General features: G+C 72.4%; 19 protein-coding genes. 10 read left to right on the top strand and 9 right to left on the bottom strand.

Annotated features, from left to right (window positions below):
- Window positions 1–100 precede the first annotated feature (100 nt).
- From ABD987_RS31645 to sbnA, 4 genes are read left to right on the top strand one after another with little or no spacing between them, the layout of a single operon-like run.
- The gene (locus ABD987_RS31645; protein ID WP_345402311.1) at window positions 101–3,397 is read left to right on the top strand and encodes a non-ribosomal peptide synthetase; all 3,297 of its coding nucleotides are present in this window, start codon (window positions 101–103) and stop codon (window positions 3,395–3,397) included.
- Between the two features lie 33 nt (window positions 3,398–3,430).
- Window positions 3,431–4,432, top strand: a complete 1,002-nt coding sequence (locus tag ABD987_RS31640; RefSeq protein WP_345402309.1) for a TauD/TfdA family dioxygenase — start codon at window positions 3,431–3,433, stop codon at window positions 4,430–4,432.
- The gene (gene sbnB, locus ABD987_RS31635; protein ID WP_345402306.1) at window positions 4,429–5,490 is read left to right on the top strand and encodes a 2,3-diaminopropionate biosynthesis protein SbnB; all 1,062 of its coding nucleotides are present in this window, start codon (window positions 4,429–4,431) and stop codon (window positions 5,488–5,490) included. Before ABD987_RS31640 ends, sbnB begins: the two co-directional genes overlap by 4 nt.
- A 33-nt stretch (window positions 5,491–5,523) precedes the next feature.
- The gene (gene sbnA, locus ABD987_RS31630; RefSeq protein ID WP_345402303.1) at window positions 5,524–6,540 is read left to right on the top strand and encodes a 2,3-diaminopropionate biosynthesis protein SbnA; all 1,017 of its coding nucleotides are present in this window, start codon (window positions 5,524–5,526) and stop codon (window positions 6,538–6,540) included.
- Window positions 6,541–6,908: 368 nt separating this feature from the next.
- Here the strand turns inward: sbnA and ABD987_RS31625 are convergent, their stop codons facing one another.
- Window positions 6,909–7,361, bottom strand: coding sequence for a DUF6194 family protein (locus ABD987_RS31625; RefSeq protein ID WP_345402301.1), 453 nt, complete (start codon window positions 7,359–7,361; stop codon window positions 6,909–6,911).
- Between the two features lie 63 nt (window positions 7,362–7,424).
- On the opposite strand from ABD987_RS31625, the gene ABD987_RS31620 reads away from it, so the two are divergent.
- The 3 genes from ABD987_RS31620 (at window position 7,425) to ABD987_RS31610 (ending at window position 10,684) form a co-directional block, all read left to right on the top strand.
- Window positions 7,425–8,177 (top strand): MerR family transcriptional regulator, encoded by a 753-nt coding sequence (locus ABD987_RS31620; RefSeq protein ID WP_345402298.1) that lies wholly within the window; start codon window positions 7,425–7,427, stop codon window positions 8,175–8,177.
- A 114-nt stretch (window positions 8,178–8,291) separates the two neighbouring features.
- On the top strand, window positions 8,292–9,836 hold the full coding sequence (locus ABD987_RS31615) for a substrate-binding domain-containing protein (RefSeq protein ID WP_345402295.1): 1,545 nt from the start codon (window positions 8,292–8,294) through the stop codon (window positions 9,834–9,836).
- A 146-nt stretch (window positions 9,837–9,982) separates the two neighbouring features.
- Window positions 9,983–10,684 carry a hypothetical protein gene (locus tag ABD987_RS31610; RefSeq protein WP_345402292.1) on the top strand — a complete coding sequence of 234 codons (702 nt, stop codon included), beginning with the start codon at window positions 9,983–9,985 and terminating at the stop codon, window positions 10,682–10,684.
- A 72-nt stretch (window positions 10,685–10,756) separates the two neighbouring features.
- On the opposite strand, the gene ABD987_RS31605 is transcribed toward ABD987_RS31610, so the two are convergent.
- Window positions 10,757–11,530 (bottom strand): DUF5995 family protein, encoded by a 774-nt coding sequence (locus tag ABD987_RS31605; RefSeq protein ID WP_345402289.1) that lies wholly within the window; start codon window positions 11,528–11,530, stop codon window positions 10,757–10,759.
- Between the two features lie 367 nt (window positions 11,531–11,897).
- Between ABD987_RS31605 and ABD987_RS31600 the strand changes: the two genes are divergently transcribed.
- Together ABD987_RS31600 and ABD987_RS31595 are read left to right on the top strand one after the other, a co-directional pair.
- Window positions 11,898–12,167: a hypothetical protein gene (locus tag ABD987_RS31600; protein WP_345402286.1), complete on the top strand. Its 270-nt coding sequence runs from the start codon at window positions 11,898–11,900 to the stop codon at window positions 12,165–12,167.
- Between the two features lie 358 nt (window positions 12,168–12,525).
- Window positions 12,526–13,935 (top strand): nucleobase:cation symporter-2 family protein, encoded by a 1,410-nt coding sequence (locus ABD987_RS31595; RefSeq protein ID WP_345402284.1) that lies wholly within the window; start codon window positions 12,526–12,528, stop codon window positions 13,933–13,935.
- Window positions 13,936–13,940: 5 nt separating this feature from the next.
- Here ABD987_RS31595 and ABD987_RS31590 read toward each other — a convergent pair whose 3' ends face one another.
- The 3 genes from ABD987_RS31590 to ABD987_RS31580 are packed head-to-tail and all read right to left on the bottom strand — an operon-like array spanning window position 13,941 to window position 16,242.
- Window positions 13,941–14,414 carry a nitroreductase family deazaflavin-dependent oxidoreductase gene (locus ABD987_RS31590; protein WP_345402281.1) on the bottom strand — a complete coding sequence of 158 codons (474 nt, stop codon included), beginning with the start codon at window positions 14,412–14,414 and terminating at the stop codon, window positions 13,941–13,943.
- On the bottom strand, window positions 14,411–15,643 hold the full coding sequence (locus ABD987_RS31585; RefSeq protein WP_345402278.1) for an FAD-dependent monooxygenase: 1,233 nt from the start codon (window positions 15,641–15,643) through the stop codon (window positions 14,411–14,413). The genes ABD987_RS31590 and ABD987_RS31585 overlap by 4 nt, the downstream gene beginning before the upstream one ends.
- Before the next feature lie 35 nt (window positions 15,644–15,678).
- Window positions 15,679–16,242 carry a TetR/AcrR family transcriptional regulator gene (locus ABD987_RS31580; protein ID WP_345402275.1) on the bottom strand — a complete coding sequence of 188 codons (564 nt, stop codon included), beginning with the start codon at window positions 16,240–16,242 and terminating at the stop codon, window positions 15,679–15,681.
- 226 nt (window positions 16,243–16,468) lie between these two features.
- Between ABD987_RS31580 and ABD987_RS31575 the strand changes: the two genes are divergently transcribed.
- Window positions 16,469–17,260, top strand: a complete 792-nt coding sequence (locus ABD987_RS31575; protein WP_345402272.1) for a hypothetical protein — start codon at window positions 16,469–16,471, stop codon at window positions 17,258–17,260.
- A 17-nt stretch (window positions 17,261–17,277) separates the two neighbouring features.
- Here ABD987_RS31575 and ABD987_RS31570 read toward each other — a convergent pair whose 3' ends face one another.
- From ABD987_RS31570 to ABD987_RS31555, 4 genes are all read right to left on the bottom strand, one after another.
- The gene (locus ABD987_RS31570) at window positions 17,278–17,634 is read right to left on the bottom strand and encodes a hypothetical protein (RefSeq protein ID WP_345402269.1); all 357 of its coding nucleotides are present in this window, start codon (window positions 17,632–17,634) and stop codon (window positions 17,278–17,280) included.
- A gap of 304 nt (window positions 17,635–17,938) precedes the next feature.
- On the bottom strand, window positions 17,939–18,793 hold the full coding sequence (locus ABD987_RS31565; RefSeq protein WP_345402266.1) for an ABC transporter substrate-binding protein: 855 nt from the start codon (window positions 18,791–18,793) through the stop codon (window positions 17,939–17,941).
- Between the two features lie 3 nt (window positions 18,794–18,796).
- Window positions 18,797–20,260, bottom strand: a complete 1,464-nt coding sequence (locus tag ABD987_RS31560; protein ID WP_345402263.1) for a prenyltransferase/squalene oxidase repeat-containing protein — start codon at window positions 20,258–20,260, stop codon at window positions 18,797–18,799.
- Window positions 20,257–20,814: a hypothetical protein gene (locus ABD987_RS31555; RefSeq protein WP_345402260.1), complete on the bottom strand. Its 558-nt coding sequence runs from the start codon at window positions 20,812–20,814 to the stop codon at window positions 20,257–20,259. The genes ABD987_RS31560 and ABD987_RS31555 overlap by 4 nt, the downstream gene beginning before the upstream one ends.
- Between the last annotated feature and the right edge of the window lie 249 nt (window positions 20,815–21,063).

Genomic DNA, 21,063 nt, shown 5'->3' with positions numbered 1-21,063 from the left:
CATCGTTCCCCCTGGACCCCGGAATCGACGTCGCCGCTTACGGCGCCGCCGCGGTCCTCGACGCGCACGCACCGCGCCACCACCGAATGGAGAGGAAACAGTGAGCAGAGCGGAAGGCACGACGCGCACCCCCGCCGGAGGCGGCCGGGAGTACTGGGCCGCTGTGCTCGCCGGCAGCGGGGCCACCAGGATTCCACAGTGGACACTCCGGCCGGAACCGGGCACCGCCGAGTACGAGTCCCCGATCCACCCCGACCTCGTGGCGGCGCTGCGCAGGCTGACCGGCGAGCTTTCCGTGCCCGTGGGGTCCGCGCTGCTCGCCGCGCACGCGAAGGTGCTCGCCGCGCTGTCCGGCGAGCCGGAGGTCTGCTGGGGACACCGGGCGGGGCCGGGCGGACGGCCACTGCCCTGCCGGGTGACGGCCGGGCCGGGAACCTGGCGGGAGCTACTGGCCGAGGCCGCCATGGCCGAGGCAGAGCTGTTGGCACACAAGGACTTCCCACTCGACGAGCTCCGGCGGGAGCTGGGCGTGGCCGGGCCGGTGTTCGAGACCGTGCTGGACCCGGACGGGTCCGGCGGTGACCTCCCCGGCGGCGTCGCGCTGTCGGTCGCGCTGGCCGGGGACGGCGAGGGCTTCCGGCTGCGGATCCGGTACCGCACCGACGTCCTCGACGCGGAGTGCGCCGCCAGGATCGGCGGCTACCACCACACCGCGCTCACCGCGCTCGGCACCGACCCCGACGGCGACCACGGCGTGCGCGGCCTGCTGTCGGACGAGGAGATCACCCGGCAGCTGGAGGGTCTCGCCGGACCCCACCGGGCCCTGCCGGACCTGCGGTGCCACGAACTGTTCGAACAGCAGGCACGCGTGCGGCCGGACGCGGTCGCGGCGGTGCACGGCACCCGGCGGTGGACCTACCGGCAGCTCAACACGCGCGCCAACCGGCTGGCCCGCGCGCTGGTGGCGCGGGGACTGCGCCGCGAGGGCGTCGTCGCGGTGGTGACCGAGCGAGGCCTGGACTGGCTGGCCGCGGTCCTCGCGATCTTCAAGGCGGGCGGCGTCTATCTGCCCATCGAGCCGCACTTCCCCGCCGACCGGATCGCGAAGACGCTCTCCCGCGCGGAATGCCGGCTGGCGCTCACCGAACCGGGCAGCAGCGACACACTCGACGAGGCGCTCGGCTCCCTGCCCGGCGTCCGCTGCCTCGACGTCGACGCGGCCTACACCGAGGAGCACGCCGCAACCGACCTCGGCGTCGAGGTGACCCCGGACCAGCTCGCCTACATCTACTTCACCTCCGGCTCGACCGGGGAGCCGAAGGGGGCGATGCTCGAACACGCCGGGCTGCTCAACCACCTCTACGCCAAGATCGACGACCTCGGCATCGCCGAAGGCCAGGTCGTGGCGCAGACCGCCCCGCAGTGCTTCGACATCTCCCTGTGGCAGCTGGTCTCCGCGCTCCTGGTCGGCGGCCGGACCCTGGTGATCGGGCAGGAGACCATCCTCGACGTGCGGCGGTTCGTCGACACCGTCGCCGAGGGCAGGGTGAACGTGCTCCAGCTCGTCCCGTCCTATCTGGAGGTCGTACTGTCCTATGTGGAGCAACACCCGCACCCGCTGCCGGACCTGCGGTGCGTGTCGGTCACCGGCGAGGCGCTGAAAAAGGAACTCACCGAGCGCTGGTTCGCGGCGAAGCCGGGGATCAAGCTCATGAACGCCTACGGGCTGACCGAGACCTCGGACGACACCAACCACGAGGTCATGACCGGGCCGCCGGAACGCGACCGGGTCCCGCTCGGCCCCGCGGTCAACAACGTGCACGTCTACGTCGTCGACGAACGGCTGGACCTCGTCCCGCTCGGCGCGCCCGGTGAGATCGTGTTCTCCGGCGTCTGTGTGGGACGGGGATACGTCAACGACCCGGACCGCACCCGGGCCGCCTTCACCACCGATCCGCACCGCCCCGGCAACCGGCTCTACCGCAGCGGCGATCACGGCCGGTGGCTCCCGGAGGGGAAGCTCGAATTCCTCGGCCGCCGCGACACCCAGGTCAAGATCCGCGGTTTCCGCATCGAAATCGGCGAGATCGAGAACACCCTGTTGCGCGTCCCCGGTGTCCGCGACGGGGCGGTCGTGGTCACCGAACGGCCGGACCGGAGCAAGCACCTGGTGGCCTTCTACGCCGCCTCGCATCCGCTGGAGACCGAGACCCTGCGGACGCGGCTGGGCGCGTCGCTGCCGGAGTACATGGTCCCGGCGGCCTTCCAGTGGCAGGACAGCCTTCCGTTGAACGCCAACGGAAAGATCGACAAGAAGCGGCTGACGGCGCTGGCGGCCGAACTCCACGCCGCCGACGGAGCCGACGGGGACCGGCACGCGCCCGGCACGCCCGCCGAGCGGCGGCTGGCCGACGCGTGGGCCGGCGTGCTCGGGGTCCGCGCGGACCAGGTGGACCGGCGGGACCACTTCTTCGAGCGGGGCGGTTCCTCGCTGTCGGCGGTGAAACTGGCGATCGCGCTCGACCGGACGGTGTCGCTGAAGGACATCACCCGGCACCCGGTGCTCGCCGACCTCGCCGCACTGCTGGACGCCGGCCCGCAGGCGCCGGGCGGCACACCGCAACCGCTGCTGCACCCCCTGCTGGAGCCGGCCGAGCCGGCCTGGGGCACGCTGGTCTGTTTCCCGTACGCCGGCGGCAACGCGGTGAACTTCCGGCCGATGGCCACCGCGCTGGCCGGTGCCGGACTGGCCGTGCACGCCGTCGAGCTCCCCGGCCACGACCCGGCCGCCGACACCGAACCGCTGGCACCGCTGGCCGACGTCGTCGACCAGGTCGTCGCCGAGATCACCGGGCTGGGGCCGGGCCGGGTCCTGCTGTGGGGCCACTCCTCGGGCGCCGCCTTCGCGCTGGAGACCGCCCGGCGGCTGCGGGACCGCGAGGTCACCGTCGAGCACGTCTTCCTCGGTGCCCAGCTGCTCGGCGACGCGGCCACCCGGCGCGGCGAGATCGCCCGGCTCGCCGGGCGGAGCAACACCGGGATCGCCACGAAACTCGCCGAACAGATCGGCCACGCCGACCTCGGCGAGCTGACCACGCGGCGCGCCGAGCACATCGGCGCCGTCTACCGGCACGATTTCCTGTCCGCACTGCGCTACTACGTCGACGCGCTGGACACCCCGCCGGGGGAACGGCTGTCCGCACCGGTCACCACGGTGCTGGCCGCCGACGACCCGGCCACGGCGAACTCCGGCGAGGGACACCTCGGCTGGCAGCTGTTCGCCGAGCACGTCGAGGTGGACCTCCTGCCGGCCGGGGGCCACTACTTCCCGCACACCCGTCCCGCCGAAGCCGCGCGGGCCGTGCTCCGCGCCGCGCGGCTGAGTTCGACGCACTGAGTCCGACCGGTCCGACCGAAAGGAACACGGAAAATGTCATCCTCGTCCGCAGCCTCGCTGCTCGACGTGACTTTGCGTCCCGGCGCGCCCCCGATGCTGGAGACCGGAACCATCGACGACCCGCCGGGCTGGGCAGCCGGGCACACCGACGCCCTGCGCGCGGTCGTCACCGAACACGGCTCGCTGCTGATCCGCGGTCTCGGGCTGGCCGACGCGGCGGGCACCGGCGCGGTCTTCCGGGAACTGACCCGCGAACTGATGACGGACAAGGAGCCCTTCGCCCGCCGGACCACGCATCCCGGCGGCGTCCTGTCCGCCACCCCGTGGCCGCCGAACCAGCAGATGTGCATGCACCACGAACTCAGCTACACCCTCGAATTCCCCGGGCTGATGCTCTTCGCGTGCCTCACCCCGGCGACCGGCGGTGGCGCGACCGGCGTCGCCGACTCCTCGGCCGTGCTCGACGCGCTGCCCGCCGAACTGGTCGACCGGTTCGAGCGCGAAGGCTGGCAGCTCGTCCGCTGCTACAACGAGGAGATCGGCGCCACGGTCGCCGAGACGTTCGGCACCGAGGACCGCGACACCGTCGAACAGTACTGCCGCCGCAACGCCATCGAGTTCGACTGGCAGCCCGACGGCGGGCTACGCACCCGGCAGCGGCGCAGCGCGGTGGTCCGGCACCCGGTCACCGGGCGGCGCTGCTGGTTCAACCAGATCGCGTTCCTGAGCGAGTGGACGATCGAACCGGAGATCCGGGAGTACCTCGTGGATCTCTACGGCACCGACGGGCTGCCGTTCACCACGTGCTACGGCGACGGCGACCCGATCGGCGAAGACGTCGTGCACCTGCTCAACGAGGTCTACGAGGCGCACACCACGCGCGAACCGTGGCAGGCGGGCGATCTGCTGCTCGTGGACAACATCCGCGCCGCGCACAGCAGGGAGGCCTTCGACGGGCCGCGCGAGGTGCTCGCCGGCCTCGGCGACCCGGTCCGCCTCGACGAGTGCGCCCCGACCGTGCGGGTGACCCGGTGACCGCGGCGGAAGCGCCTTCGGCCGCCACCACCGGCCCGGGCGCCGTCCCGCCGTTCGCGGTGATCTCCGGCGGCCAGGTGCACGACGCGCTGCGGGGTCGCGAAAGGCAGATCGTGGACCTGGTCGAGGCGACCTACCGGCTGCACGGCGCCGGTGACTCGGTCAACCCGCCCTCCTACTTCCTGCGTTTCCCCGACCGCCCCACCGCCCGGATCATCGCGCTGCCCGCCTCGATCGGCGGGGACGTCCGGGTGGACGGCCTGAAGTGGATCTCCAGCTATCCGGACAACGTGGCCGCCGGTATCCCACGGGCCTCGGCGGTGCTGATCCTCAACGACCACGACACCGGATATCCCTTCGCCTGCCTGGAAAGCTCGATCATCAGCGCCACCAGGACGGCGGCGTCGGCGGCGCTGGCCGCGGACCGGCTCAGCCGGGGCAGACCGCGGCCCACCCGTGTCGGGTTCTTCGGGGTGGGCCTGATCGCCCGCTACATCCACACCTTCCTCGCGGGCACCGGCTGGTCGTTCGACGAGGTCGGGGTGCACGACCTGGCCGCGGACAACGCGGCGGGATTCCGCGGTTACCTCGAGGGGGCCGGCGCCGGACGGGTCACCGTGCACGAGACCGCCGAAGGGCTGATCCGCTCCAGCGACCTGGTGGTGTTCGCGACCGTGGCGGGCAAGCCGCACGTCGACCGGCTGTCCTGGTTCGACCACAACCCGCTGGTGCTGCACGTGTCGCTGCGTGACCTGGCACCGGAGATCCTGCTCGCCTCGGCCAACGTCGTCGACGACGTCGAGCACTGTCTCAAGGCCGAAACGTCACCGCATCTGGCCGAGCGGCTCACCGGTTCCCGGGAGTTCCTGCTCGGCACGCTCGACGACGTGATCACCGGACGGGTGGTGCCGCCCACCGACCGGCCGCTGATCTTCTCCCCCTTCGGGCTCGGCGTGCTCGACCTCGCTGTCGGCAAGTACGTCTACGACGAGGTCTCCCGCGCCGGCGAACTCCACATCATCGACGACTTCTTCCGGGAGTTGCGCCGCTATGGCTGAGCGGCCGCGCCTGCCGGGAACGAGGAGACCACAGTGCCAGTCATAACCGTTCCGGAAGCCTTCAACGAGGACGAGCTCTACATCGACCTCCAATGGACCTTCGGGCACCCGATCTACCTGAAATGCGAGGGTTTCAACTTCGCGGGCTCGGTCAAGCTGAAAGCCGCCACGGAAATGGTCGACGCCGCCGAGCGGGACGGAATCCTCACCGCGGGTTCGGTGCTGATCGAGTCCTCCTCCGGGAACCTCGGCGTGGCGCTGAGCATGCTCGCCGCCAGCCGTGGCTACCACTTCCTGTGCGTCACCGACCCGCGCTGCAACCTCTCCACCCGGCGCGCGATCGAGGCGCTGGGCAACGAGGTGCACGTGGTCACCGAGCCCAGCGCCACCGGCGGCTTCCTCGGCGCCCGGATCGACCACGTGCGCGCGTTGTGCGCCTCCGACAGCCGCTACGTGTGGCTCGACCAGTACCGCAACCCCAACAACTGGCGGGCCCACCACCGCCGAACCGCGCCGGCGATCGCCACCGCGTTCCCGCACCTGGACGTGCTGTTCGTCGGGGCGGGGACCACCGGGACGCTGATGGGCTGCGCGCGCTACTTCAAGGAGTGGCACCGCCCGGTCCGAGTGGTGGCGGTGGACAGCGTCGGCTCGGTGACCTTCGGCGGCCCGGCGGGACAACGAATGCTGCCGGGGCTGGGCACGAGCGTCCGCCCGCCGATCCTCGACGAGTCCTATGTGGACGACGTGATCCTCGTCGAGGAGGCCGACGCCGTGCGCGCCTGCCACCGGCTGGCGAGAAACGGCTTCCTCTTCGGCGGGTCCACCGGCACGGTCGTCAGCGGCGCGACCGCGTGGCTCGACCAGCACGACGCGGGGGAAGTGACCGCGGTGGCCATCGCCCCCGACCTCGGCGAGCGCTACCTGGACACCATCTACCACACCAACTGGCTGCACGACATCTACGGCGACCAGGTCCTCGGTCCCGACCAGCAGCCACCGGAGCAGCCCGATCTGGCACAGCCGAGCGCCACGTTCCAAGGCAACTGAAAACATATTTCCGGCAACCGCGAGTCGGCGAATTCCCTTGACCGGCCGATCGCGCCGAAACTCGCCGGACCGAATGGGGGAACCGGATCTGGTCGAATCGCATGCTCTGCCATCCCGGGAATTCTCCCGGAGAAGGATGCTGAACGGATAATACCTGAGCCGAGAGGGACTTTCCACCCTGCCGACGGGTGGAAAGTTCCCCTCGATCTCGCGCATGCCGCGAACGCTCCGAGGGACGCCTTCGGTGCATCCAGCGCAGCGAGGGACGCCCTGGGTGCAGCCAACGCACCCAGGGCGTCCCTCGGGCGCCGCGCCGCGCTGACGGAGTGTGCACAAATGACAGGTCTCGAGCGTCGTTCGGGACCTCCTCAGCGGCGTTCGGCGCGGGAGCGGGCGAGGTCGTAGGCCGTGCGCAGCAGGTCACGCACCGCCTCGCCGGTCCGCGGTCCCGGGTTCACCACCGCGAGCCAGCCGGCGGTGCCGTAGACGGGATGGGCCAGGACGGTGTCGGCGGCACCGGGGTCGGCCTCGGCACCGGGATCGCGTGGCGCGTGGCCGGTCCACGCGCGGAAGGCGTCCTTCCCGGCGGCGATGTTGACCCGGAAGACGCCAGGGCGGTCCAGCCGGGAACGCTCGTCGCCCGGGTAGTCCTTGGTCACGATCGTGGCGAAGGGCTGTCCCTTCGGCACGACGCCGTCGGGCGCGTAGTAGAAGAACGTGTCGCCCCAGCTGATCTCCGGCGAACCGTCGCCCGGTACCGGGCTGAGCGCCAGCACCCCGTCGAGGGCGCCGACGAAACGGATGATCTCCTCAGTCGTCATGTGCTCCAGTGTCATATTAAAGTGCATGTGGAGGCTCAGACGCGGGAAACCCAGGAAAACGACGTGACAACTCTCAACTCGCCGATACTGCGGACGGCGGCGGTCGCCCGCGCCGCCGGGTACTCCGTGCAGCAGATCCGCAACCTCGAACGGGACGGCGTGCTGCCACCCGCCGCGCGGTCCGGGTCGGGCTACCGCGGCTACCGGGAGGTCCACGTCCGGTCGGCGCTGGCCTACCGCGCGCTGGCGGCGGGGCTGGGCCCGGTGGCGGCCAAGCGGATCGTCCGCGCCGTCCACGAACGCCCGGTGACCGACGTCCTGGCACAGCTCGACGCCGCCCACGCGCGGCTCGACCGGGAACGCGCCGAACTCCGGGAGGCCGAGGCGGCGGCCGAGGCGATCGCCGCCGAGCCGATCGCCGACGCGCGTCCCTCGGACGCGATGACCGTCGCCGAACTCGCCGCCGCGCTCGCGATCCGTCCCTCGGCCCTGCGGCACTGGGACGCCGAGGGCCTCGTCGTGCCGGACCGGGGCACGCCGCGTGGCATCCGGCGCTACTCCCCCGCCCAGGTCCGCGACGCCCGGATCGTCCACCAGCTGCGCGCCGCCGGCTACGGCGTGCCCGCCCTCCGCGCGCTGATGCCCCGGCTCCGGCACGGCGAGCGCGCCGGTGACCTCCGCACCACGCTCGCCGCGCGGGAGGCGGGCATCACCGCGCGTTCCCGCGCGCTCCTCGACGGCACCGCCGCACTCGCCGCGTTGCTCCCGCTCGCCGGCGGGCAGCCCGATCCACTCGGTCAAATCCGTGCCCGGTAACGTTTTCCGGCACAAGCTGACCGGCCGGTGAACTTCTACTGAAGGTCGGCCGCGACCGAATCCGGCCGCCCGCGCGGACCAGTAGATTGTTCCCCCTTCAGAGGGGGTTTGACAGTGGACGATTTCCCGTACAGCCTGCTGATCGCGATCTTCGGCGTCCTGGTTCCGGTCGTGGCGTTCCTGTGGGAGTTCGTCCTGATCGGGCGCAAGCGGCTCGGCTACCGGATCCAGATGGACACCACCGTGACCGGGGAGATCCCCTCCGAGCACATCGGCGCGCTGGAACTGCTGCACCGGGAGACCGGAAGACCACTGGTCAACCCGTCGTTCGTGCTGCTGCGCATCGAGAACCACGGTTCGACCGCCATCAAGGACACCGACTACCGGAACCCGAGGGAGGTGGCGCACGGCATCCAGATCCGGTTCCCCGGGCGGACGGTCGCCGGGTTCGTGGTCACCGAACTCAGTGATCCGGAACTCGCCAACAACTTCGGTGAGAACTCGGGCCTGACGCGCAAGGAGGTCGAGGACGCGCACGGTCACAAGGTCGGCGTCATCGAGCTACCCAAGACCCAGCTGAGCCGCAACGACCACTACAAGGTCCTCGCCGTGCTGGAGCCGACGACGGGCAATGGCTCGACACCGGAAGGGAACTCGAAACCGCAGATCGTGGGCGCCCTGCTCGGCGGGCGAGTGGTCCGGACCAAGGGCGGCACCGGGCTCTCCCGCAACACGCTGGCGCTGATCCTCTTCCTGGTGGCGATCATCCTCGCCCAGCTCGGGATCTCCCTGTACAGCAGCCCGGCGCCGCTGGACTGTGCCAAGGGGAACCTCACGCTCACCGGGTCCACCGCCTTCGCGCCGGTGCTGGAGGAGGCCACCCGGCAGTACCGGAACAGCTGCGGGGACGCCACGTTCACCCCCGCGTTCCACGGCAGCAACGAGGGCCTGCGCACGCTGAACGAGGCGGGCCGGAAGGCGGGCGCCGGACCGGACATGCTCGGTTTCACCGACGGCGCCAAGGAAGAGGGCTACCCGCAGCTGCTCCCCCGGCCCATCGCCTTCTCGCTGTTCACGCTCGTCGTCAACAAGGACGCGGGCGTCCAGGACCTCACCGTGACGCAGATCCGGCAGATCTACGACGGCCGCTTCGGCAACTGGAAGGAGCTCGGCGGCGCCGACCAGCCGATCCGGCTGATCAGCCGCAGCCCGGACTCCGGCACGCGGAAGGCGTTCCAGGCGAGGCTGCTGGACGGCAGGCGGGAGCCGGGCACCAACTCGGACGACTGCGCCAAGGTGAGCACCGGCGCGCCGCCCGGCGTCATCCGGTGCGAACGGCCGACCACCGGCGACCTGATGAACGCGGTCGCCGCCACTCCCGGTGCCCTCGGCTACGCCGAACTCGGCGCGATCACCGGCGGCACCGATCTGCTCCCGGTCCGCATCGGCGGCAACCAGGCCACTTTGGACGGTGCGGTGCACGCCGCCTATCCGTTCTGGGAGACCGAGTACGCCTACACCTACGGCGAGCCCAAGGCCGACTCCCTCGCCGCCAGCTTCCTGCGCTACCTGACCAACCAGGTCGGCAAGGACGTCATCCGCTCGTTCGGCAACCGCCCGTGCACCGAGCTGGCGAATCCGGTGCTGTGTCATCCGTGAGCGGTGGGTGACGGCCCCGGCCGGAGCCGTGAAGCACCGACGGCGGCGTCCTGAACGCCGCACGAACACCCGTTCCCAGCCTTCGATTCCGCTCCCCGGCGACCGAGAATCCCTTCGCCGACAACACTTCTCGCACTGGGGAGACCATGATCCGCACCAGTACCAGAGCACTGCTCGCCCTGCTCGCCACGATCGCCGCCCTCGCGCTCGGCGCCGCGCCCGCGAGCGCCGCCGCGGACACCACGACGCTCACCGCGTCGGCGGACCGCACCCGGATCGCGACGGGCCAGTCCGTCACGATCTCCGGCACGCTGACCCGGAACACCGCCGAGGGCGCCCGGCCGGTGGCCTCGGCCACGATCGGCATCGCCTACTGCCCGACCCCGGACTTCTGCGGCGAGTTCGTCGCCAGGCCCGTCACCGACACCGCCGGGCGCTACCGGGCCTCGGTCAGCCCGATCCGCTCCGGCAGCTACCGCGCCGACTTCCTGCCCACCGACGCGACGCTCGGCAGGGCCTCCGCCACCACCGCGCCGATCACCGTGGTGCAGACCGCCTCGATCCCGGCGTTCACCGCCACGCGCGGCGCGGACGGCACGATCTCGGCGAAGGGCACCATCGCGTTCGCCCGCTTCACCCCGCCGTCGATCCCGGTGGAGATCCAGTACTTCTCGACGAAGACCTGGCGCTGGACGACGGCGACCACGGCGGTCGCCTCCTGGAACGGCAGCGGCTTCGCCTTCGCCGCCACCACCGACCGGCCGGGCTGGGGCCTGTGGCGCGCGCACTACGCCGGTGTGCCGGACCAGTTCACCCCGGCCACGAGCGACCTCGTCCTCGTCCGCTGACCCGACGCCGCCCGGACGGGCTTCCTCACCCGGGGCCAAATGCCGGGTGAGGAAGCCCGTGTCGCGTCGCGCTCACGCGAGGGGGTGTGTTTCGAACGCGTGGTCCAGCCGGGTGACGACCGCGGACACGTCCGTCTCCTCGGCGCTGCGGATCACCTCCATGGCGGCGCGGAAGAGGTTCTCCGGCCGCGCGATCAGGCGGGCGAGCACGGCGGTCCGGACGTCGAGCAGGTCGATCGTGGCCTCCCGGTCCGCGCCGCGCTGCCCGGCGAGGAGGACGGCGTTGTGCCAGGCCTCCAGCCGGGCCCGGCGGATGCTGAAGTCGAGGATCCGCTCGTCGGTACGGCCGCCGAGCCGGTCGAGCAGCCACAGGTACGGGGAGACCTCGTCGATGGCCTTCTGCACCGCCAGCACCACGCGCGCCAGGATGTCGTTGATGAGCATGAAGTCGCGACGCAGCCCGTGAATGGCGGGGCCGGGGCAGGTGTCCGCCGCCGCGATCGCGAGGTCCAGATTGATGTGCGCGTTCACGCCGAGCAGCAGGTGCTGCACGATAATCGTGTCCCGGTCGGGAAGCAGCCCGAACGCCGTCCGCCAGCACCGGGGGCCGCCACGATCGCGCAGCCAGGCGTCGCGGGCGTCGAAGTAGCGGTTGCCGAACAGCGTGTCGAACCGGTCCATCCTCGGGCCGTCGTCGAACTGTCCACTGTGGATGGCGGCGCGCACCTCGACGGTCACCTGCCGGTACAGCGCCGCGAAGAACCCGGCCCGGTCGCCCGCCGCCCGCGCGTCGCGCACGATCCCGGCGAGCGCGGCCACCACCTCGTCGATGTTCCGTGCCGTCATGAGGGCACCTCCCTGGCACCAGCGTGCCCGCCCCGCCCCGGACCGCTCCCCGCGCCGTGTGGTAGCGACGCACATCACGTGCGCGGGAGCGCGAACGGGGAAACATCTCGCCGGGTCGCGCGTTGTACAGGGTGCCGGTAGGGAACCAGTCCCCGGGCCTCACCCCTCGCCTTCACGGAATACCGCTCCGGGCGGAGCCGTGTCGTGCCACCCGCCGCGAGGCGACGCCCTACCGGCCCTCAAGCCCCCGCTCCCGCTCGCAGGGTCTCCCCCACCCCTTCGCTGAGCGGGAGCGGGCCATTCCCCACTAACCCGGGCGGAGGACACGATTTGATCGCGCGCCCGGTAGCCCGGACAATGTCAGCTCGTGACAGACAGTGACCAACCTCGAGACGACGGGCAGCAGGCCGGGTCGGCGCCGATGACGCCGGCGGAGGCGCTCGCCGACGACCACCCGCTGATCCGCTACCAGGCCAGGCAGCAGCAACTGCTCGACAGCGGCGAGCGCCCGCTGTCGGACGAGGCGATGACCTCCCCGGACCTGATGCGCCAGCTGTGGCAGCGCAACCGCGACCGCATCCGCGCCCACCGGCGCCTGTCCGCGGTGCGCCCCCGGCCCGGCGGGCGCCGCTCCTGACCCGTTCCGCACTGTCGCGAGTAGACAGTCGATCGCCCGCCGCTGCGCCCGCGCGGCGAACTGCCCGAGGGACGCCCTGGGTGCTCTGGACGCACCAAGGGCGTCCCTCGCCGCGTTGGGCGCACCGAAGGCGTCCCTCGGCACAATCGGCACCCTCTCAGCCCCGAACGGCGGCCTCGAGATCCCGGCCGCCCCGCCCGGCCGCCGAGCCGGTTGTTGACGCGCCCCGCCGGCTGTGCTTATCGTCACATCTGCCATACGGAAGGCGCTTTCCGCATGGCGAAACACGCCAGCCACATCGGACCGTCAGGCCGGTGGGCCGCGGCGCGGCCCGCCCGCACGGAAGGATCGAGGCCCCATGCGGATTCCCCAGTTCCGGAAGGCCGCGCGCCGGCTCCGTCCCGAGGACGAGCGGCCTCCCGTCCGCCGCCAGGTCGTCTACGGCCTGCAGCACATCCTGTCCATGTACGGCGGGGTGATCGCGGTCCCGCTCATCATCGGCGGCGCCACCGGCCTGCCCCCGGAGCGGATCGCGCTGCTGGTCACCGCGGCGCTGTTCGTCAGCGGCGCCGCGACCATCCTGCAAACGGTGGGAATCCCGTTCTTCGGCTCGCAACTCCCGCTCGTGCAAGGCGCCACCTTCGCCAGTGTCGCCACGATGACGGCGATCGCGGCCCGCGGCGGCGGCCTGCCCTCGGTGTTCGGATCGATCATCGTGGCCAGCCTCGTCGGGCTCGTGCTGAGCCCGTTCTTCAGCCAGCTCATCCGGTTCTTCCCGCCGGTGGTCACCGGCACGATCATCACCGTGATCGGCATTTCCCTGCTGCCGGTGTCGTTCCGCTGGGCGATGGGCGGCACGGCGGGCACGCCCGGCTACGGGTCCGTCGGCAACATCGCCCTCGCCGGTCTCACCCTCCTGATCGTCCTGCTCGTGAGCAGGCTGCTCCAGGGTCTGCTGTCCCGGCTATCGATCCTGCTCGGCATCGTCGCGGGCACGCTGGCCGCGTTCGCCCTCGGCAAGGCCGACTTCTCCGGCGTCGGGCACGGGCCGGTCGTCGCCGTTCCCGAGTTGCTTCCCTTCGGCGCCCCGGTGTTCTCGGTGTCCGCGATCGTGTCCATGACCGTGGTCATCCTGGTGACGATGATCGAGACGACCGCCGACATCGTCGCGCTGGGCGAGATCGTCGGCACCGAGGTGAGCCCGCGCCGCGTCGGCGACGGCCTGCGCGCCGACATGCTCTCCTCCGCGGTGGCCCCGCTGTTCGGCAGCTTCCCGTGCACCGCCTTCGCCCAGAACGTCGGCCTGGTCGCGCTCACCCGCGTCAAGAGCCGCTACGTGGTCGCCACCGGCGGCCTGATCCTGGTCGTCCTCGGCCTGCTGCCGGTACTCGGGCGCGTGGCCGCGGCCATTCCCCAGCCCGTCCTCGGCGGCGCGGGGATCGTGCTGTTCGGCATGGTCGCCGCCAGCGGCATCCGCACCCTCGCCAAGGTCGACTACGAGCACAACCTCAACCTCGTCCTCGTCGCCACGGCGCTCGGCTTCGGCATCATCCCGATCGCCGTGCCGGAGTTCTGGTCGCACTTCCCCGGCTGGTTCGCCACCATCATGGACTCCGGCATCAGCTCGGCGAGCGTCGTCGCCGTCCTGCTCAACCTGGCGTTCAACGAGATCAGGGGACGGCGCGCCGCCGGACCGTCCACAGTGGCCGCGGCGCCGAGCCCGGGCGCGGTGCCACCGCGGACCGACGGCCCGGACACCACCGGCTGACACGCTCAGGCGTCCGGGCGCAGCGCCACCACCGGCAGCCGCGAAACCAGGTGCTTCCGCGCGACGTCGCCGCCGTCGTAGGGCTGGCCGAGCAACCCGCTCAGCACCCGGTGCAGCACCGGCCGGATCCAGCGGTTACGCCGTTCGTAGGCGGCCAGCACGGCGAACGCCTCGGCCTCGTCCAGCACCCGGTGCCGAGGCGTGAACCGGCGGCGGCCGATCCGGACCTCGACCGGCGGGCGGGCCAGGATGTTGCGGTACCAGTCGGCGCCGGGGCCGAGCCCGGCGATGACCATGACCTCGCCGGAGGCCGGATCGGCGCCGATGACCTCCAGCACGGTGCGGTAGGCGCGGCCCGACCGGCGCCCGAGATGGGTCAGGCACAGGAACCGCCCGCCCAGCACCCAGCCGAACCCGTGGTCGTAGAGCCGCAGCGGCGCCCGGAACACCGCCCGCAGGACGGGACCGACCTTGGTCATCGCGTTCTCCCTTCGTCGTTCCGGGACGGCACACGCGGCCGCCCGGATGGGCCGTCGTCCCGCAACCGGTGGATCAGGTCCGTCGGCCTGCCCGCCACCGCGGCGGTGACCAGCCGGTCCACGCCGGGCAGCCGGACGGCGCGCACCGCGAGCCTGCGCACGCGCAGGCGTGCCCGCGAGGCCGGGACGAACCACCGCGCGGTGGACCGGGCGTCCCGCTGGGTGCGCTCGGCCGCCGGTCGCCACATCCGTTCGTAGGCGGCCAGGCCCGCCACCACCGACGCGGAGCGCGCCAGCCGGTCGGCGAGGACGTAGGCACCCGCGACCGCGAGCGAGGCACCCTGGCCCGCGAGCAGCGAGACGGCGTAGGCCGCGTCGCCCAGCAGCACCACGCGATCCCGGCTCCACCGGGGCAGCTCGATCTGGGCGACCTGGTCGTAGTACACCTCGGCGGACGGCGGGCACCGGTCGAGCACGGCGGGCACGACCCAGCCCAGCGAGCCGTACGCGGCCCGCAGCGCGGCGGGGACGTCCGAGGGGACGGCCGGGTCCGGGGCGCGGTGCACGGCGAACACGGCGACCTCGTCCCCGCCGAGGCCGTAGCACCCCAGCTGCGCGCCGACCGCCTCGGTCAGGCAGAAGCGGCCCTTGAGCGCGGCGTGGATGTCCGGGTCGCGGAAGCGGTAGGCCGCGGTGTGGAAACCGAGGTAGCGCAGGAACTCCGGTTCGGGCCCGAAGCACAGGCGCCGGACCGCCGAGTGGATGCCGTCGGCTCCCACCAGCAGATCGGCCTCGACGACCGCGCCGTCGGCGAGGACGCACCGGACGCCGTCGCGATCCGTGTCGATGCCGGTGGGGGAAGCGCCGAACCGCAGGCGGACCCGCTCGGGCAGGCTGTCACGCAACACCTTCTCGAGGTCCGGGCGCAGGATGCTCGACAGCCTGCCCGCCACCGGCCCGGCGAACCGCGCGAGCCGCACTCCCCCGCGACGGCGCCCGGCCCCGTCGATCAGGACGGCCTCCTCGACGTCGTGCGCGCGGGCCCGGATCGCGGGCAGCACGCCCATCGCCTCGGCCGCGTCGTACCCGGGGCCGAAGAAGTCGATCATGTACCCCTGCTCGCGCGGTCCCCCGGCCTTCTCCAGCACCACGACCTCGGCGCCGAGCCCGGCCATCCGGTGCGCGCAGGCCAGCCCCGCGATCCCGGCCCCGCAGATCACCACCCTCATCCGGCTGCTCCCTTCCCGATCACGGCCGCACCGGCTCAGGCGCGGTCGACGAGGCGGCGTAGGACCGGCGCGACCGCGGCGCGCGTCAGGCCCGGGTTCAGTGCCCGGTGCAGCAGCACCCCGTCGATCGCGGCCGCCAGCACCGCCGCGGTCTCCGTAGGCGCCGGGACCTTCCGCGTGTCCAGCCACGCGGCGAGCTCGTCCCGGAAACCCGCGACGACCTCACCGATCGCCTCGCGCAGCCGGGCGTCGCGGTTCGCCGCGAGGTAGGCCTCCATGAACAGCACCGACATCGGATCCCGGCCGTCGTAGGGCTCCAGCGCGGCGAGCATCGCCTCCAGCAGTTCCCCCGGGGTCCGCACGCTCGCCAGTGCCGCCGTGGCCTCGGCCAGCAGCCCGCGCATCGCCGTCACGACGGCGTCGACGAGCAGCGCGCCCAGCGACGGGAAGTGATAGTGCACGACGCTCGGTGTCACCCCCGCGCGTTCGGCCAGCACTCGCGTGCTGACCGCCGCCCACCCCCGCTCGGGGATGAGTTCGACCGCGGCACGCGTCAGGCGCCTTCGCGCCTCCTCGCCCCGCTCCGCCGAGGTCCCCATCCGCCCCGCCCTTCCGGTAGGGCAGTCGCCCTGTACGACTGCCCTACCAGGATGCCAGACAACTATTGACCCGTGCAACAGTTGGCCGATGCCCCTTCGCGGCCCCGTGTTCCACCGGCAGCACCGTCCACAGTGGAGCCTCATGGTGGCCGCCACGGGCGGTGACCGGGGCCGTATTCGCCGGGTGGTCGCGCGGAACCGGACGCGGGGGCCTAAGTTCATGGGCATGACTTACGGGGGAGCAGGACACCACCCACAGCAACCCGGCTGGCAGCCACCGGGGCCGCCGCCCCAGGGCATGCCACCACAGGGGACGCCGTACCAGGGCGCGCCCCAGGCCATGCCACCGCAGGGCATGCCGCCCCAGGCGATGCCGCCGCAGGGAGCGCCTCCGCAGGGCGGGCCGTACCAGGGCATGCCGCCGGGCGCGCAGCCACCGGGCGTGCCGCCGCGGCAGCAGCCGTATCCGCCCCGGCCGGCCGGCGAGACCCCGCTGACCCTGCCCGGCTGGGGCGCGATCCCGGCCCTGCTCGGCGTGGTGCTGGCCGCGGTCGGCCTGTTCGCGCTCAAGTGGGCCGGTGACGCGACCTTCGCCGATCTCAACAAGGCCATCCGGCAGGCCGCGGCGGGCGCGAACGGGCTCTCCGGCAACGACCAGTGGATCAAGATCTACTTTCCGCAGGGGGTCATCATCGCGCTGGCGCTGGCCGCGATCCCCCCGGCGCTGTGGTCACTCGGCTCGATCCGCTCGGTGAAGGGCGCCAAGAGCCGCGGCGGGCTGACGAAGAAGAGCCTGATGGAGGGCAGAACCGGCCCGACAAGGACGATGCTCTCCGTGCTCGCCGGGCTCTGCCTGCTCTACCACGTGATCAGCCTGCTGATCCTCACCGACGGCGGCAAGCACCTCGACGGGCTCGGCCCCGGCCCCTGGCTGCTGGTGGCGGGGACCGCGTTGTCCGTCGCCGGCGCGGTGATCGGCCCGCGCGTGCCGGGGAACGCGGCGCGGCGCCCGTACTGACCGTTCCTCGGCGGCCGTTACGAACGGCCGCCGAGGACACCGGCGACGTTCGTCAGCGTGGTGGGCCAGGAGCCGACGATGCGGCTGCGCGCCCACCGCAGGGACACCCCGGTCGCGAGCACCAGATAGGGCCCGGCGCCCCAGCGTGTCGCCACCACGGCGCCGGTCCGGTCCGGCTCCCCCTCCGCCGGGGCGCCACCCGGGAGGAAGTCGATCGTGAACCCGCTCCCCGACCCGGACAGGTCGTCCTTCAGCCCGGCCGAGGCCGCGGTGTAGCGGCGCAGTCCCGCCCGGGCGGTCGCGTCCTCCGGCATCGGCGCGGCGGGGTGCGCGCTGTTGTAGGCGGCCAGGGTCTCGTAGCACGGCACGGTCATGATCGGCACCGTAACCGGCCCACGGCTCCGCGCACCCGCCGTTTACCACCCGGTTACTAACCACACAGCCCCTTCACAGGTACACCCACTCCCAACGTCCACAAAGGACGAGCCGACCGTCCAGGCACGCGAGCCGACCGTCCGGGTACGCGAGTTCGCCGTCCGGGTACGCGAGTTCGCCGGGATACGTTCCGGTGACAGCCCTTTTGAAGCCGGGGTTTTCGGGGTAGTCGTCAGGTATGCCGATTTTTGTCAGCACACGCGGGACCCGGGTCACGGCGATCGTGGCGGCCTCGCCCGGAAGCTAACCGCCGGACGCGCGTTTGCGCTTCCGCGCCACGAAGGCGGCCACGGTGCCGAGCAGCAGGGCACCGACGCCGCCGATCAGGGCACCCCACGGAAAGCCGCGGTCCTCGACGGCCGCGGCGGCCGCGCCCTGCCCGCCGGTCCAGCTCACCCCGCCCGGCGCGACACCACCGACCGTGGACGGCGGCGGACCGGACACCGACGGGGAAGCCGGCCCCGGCGCGGCGGACGAACTCGCCGGAGCGCCCGAAGACGGCGACGACGCCGACGACGGCACGGACTTCGGCGCGCCCTCCCGGCCCGGAATCGCGCTCTGCCACACCTGCGACGACGGCGGTGCCTCGACCGGCTGACCGGGCCGCACCGGGCCGAGCCTCGGCGGCGGGTTGGTGCCCGCGGTCTGGTCCTTCGAGAACGACCAGCCCTCGAAACTCCCCGGCGGCGGCCTGCGGTTCATCGCGCCGTACTGGCTGCTCTCCCAGCTGCCGCCGTTCGGCGCCGTCCAGTACATCCAGGCCGCGCTCGCCGGGGGCGTGTCCACGCAGTCCTCGCTGCCCGGCCCCGGCTTCCCCTCCAGACGGCAGACGAAGCCGAGTCCCCACCGCTGTGTCCCGGTCACCTCGACCCCGGCGTTCCGCAACGCCGCGAGCCCGCTTTCCTGCGCACCCCGCGCGCAGCGCACCAGCACGTCCCCGCCGAGCTGCTGGAAGTCCACGACCACCGTGACCCCGTCGCCGTCCGCGCAGTATCCCGGGCCGCCCCGGCCCTGATCGACCGCCGCCGCGGGGGCCGCCGCGCCGGCCAGCGCCACGCACACCGCGGGCAGGACCAGGTACTTCCGCTGTTCCCGCACCCGCTATCCCTTCGACGTCCGGCTCTTGCGCGTGACCAGCCAATAGCCCGCGACGGCCATCGCGAACCCCGCCAGCACCGAGGCGGCGATCCCCCACGGGCTCCGCAGGAAGTCCAGGAAGTCCGCCTCACGCGGTGGCAACGCCGCGGCGCCACCGATGCCGGCGACCGGTTCCGGCTCCGCGACCGCGACCGGCGAGGCGAGCGGGGGCACCGCCGGGGCGACGGTCGGCGGACCCACTTCCGGTGTGCCACCGGAGGATCCGGCGGCCGGTCCCACGCCCGGACCGGCGGCGGAAACCGCGGGCGCGACCGGGGACGCGGACGGGGCCGGTGGCTTCCCGGCCCGCGACGCGGGCACCGCGGGATCGGCGGGCGCCACCGGGGGCGGCGGCACCTCGCCCACCGGGGCGGCGGAAAGACCGAGGACCGCCTGCGCGGTCGCCCGCCGCAGCTGGTCCTGCTGCCCGGCACCGGCCCAGTATCCGGCCGGGTCACGCTGGATCGTCAGATAGGCGTCGGCGCTCGCGGCCACCGCCCCGGCCATCGCCGGCACCGCGCCACCGGCGGGCAGCTGCATCGACACCAGCCAGCCGTTGGCCCGTCCGGCGTCGGCGACGTCCCCGGCCTTGGTGAACGCCAGCGCCGCCAGACCGGTGCTGTTGGCGCTCGGCGCGCCGTCGCGGTTCTTGAAACTCCCGTCCGCCAACTGATGCGCCCGCAGCCACCCCACCGCCTTCGCGAGCGCGGCCGGGTCGCTCCTGGTCTCGGCCAGCGCCCAGGCCCCCATCGCGGTGTAATCCGCGTCCACCACCGTCTTCTCGTCCGCGCAGGCCGCGACCGGGTCGGCCGGGGGCGGCAGCGCGCGGAAACCGCCGCCGGGGCACTGCTGACGCAGCAGATAGCCCAGTGCCTTCGCGTGATCGCCGGTCCGGCCCAGTTCGTGCAACGCGATCATCGCCAGCGACTGCGAAAAGACGTTGGACGCGTCCCGTCTTGGATCATACGAACCGGCGTTAAGATCACGGTACCGGCCGTTTTCGTCCATAGTGGACTCCAGCCGTCGCACCAGGTCGATCGGTTTCCCCTGCGAATCCGTACCCCACGAGGCCGGATCCACCCCGGCCCTGGTCGCGACCATCAGGTACTTCGCGACGAACCCGGACGCGGTGAGCGCGCCGTTGAAGAACGACTTCCGCAACGCCGCCGTCGCCGCGGTGAACTCGCCCCCGGTCATCCCCGCCGCGTGCATCCCGATCAGCGCGTCGGCGATCACGCCACCGTCCGGGTTGCCCGTTATCGGTGACGGATAACTGTGGCCGAGCCGGGCGAACTCCCGTGCCAGGAAGCCCGCAGCCGACGTCGCCGCGGGAGACGCTCCCGCGGCCGACGACGGGATCGCCGGTGTGGCCAGCACACCGGCGATCAGCAGGCACCCGAGCAGGGCACCGGCCCGGCGCGAGATCATCGGCCGGGCGGGTTCCAGTTGGGGTCCTTCGCCTGGGCCAGGGTCAGGCTCATCGCGTTCGGGTCCGACGCGGTACCCGCGCCGAACGAGAAGCCGAGCACGACACCGGACGCGGGGTGATAGGTGTCGACACCCTCCAGCGCGTAGGTCCAGTTCGCATTGGCCGTGTCCGGGACCCAGAATCCCCAGTACCCGGCGTCGGGCACGAACCCGGTACACGGGTCCTCGGCCGCGGTCGGGTGCCCGTCGATCCGGCACAGGTACTCGTACGGGCCGTTCTGCCCCTGCCCGGTGCCGTGCTCCGGGGAAAGCCCCACCTCGGCCAACGCGGCGAACGCGGTCGCCGGGCTACCCGTGGCACACCGGCGGACCACCTTGCCACCGGGGAACTTCGTCAGATCCGCGACCACGGTGATCCCCGGCGTACCGGCGCACGGGCCCTCGGTCCAGGCCGCGGTGGGCGCGGCGTTCGCCGGGGCGGCCGTGACCACCAGTGCGGCGAGGAAGGCGAACAGGACACCGAGCGTGCGCCGGTACCCGCGTCTGTCGTTCATGAGCCGTGCTCCCCAGGTCCAGACCACGGTGCCGGGCGGCACAACGGTCGATTCACGATGGCGGAACCAGCCGAGCCGCAAGCTCTCCGCCCCCAGTTTCGGACCGCGTTCACACGGCCCTCCGGAAAGATTAACGCACTCCGGACCGGCACGGAAGCTTGATCGTTTCCGGCGGCACCACGTCCGGAACCCGGCACGAAACCTCCTCGCGGGCAAGGAAATGCGACCCAGACCACAGCGGCCGACCGG

The organism is Amycolatopsis samaneae (genome assembly GCF_039541975.1).
Classification (GTDB): Bacteria; Actinomycetota; Actinomycetes; order Mycobacteriales; family Pseudonocardiaceae; genus Amycolatopsis; species Amycolatopsis samaneae.
The sequence above is the reverse complement of the archived record's forward strand: the minus strand, read 5'-3'. Positions and strand labels throughout refer to the sequence as shown.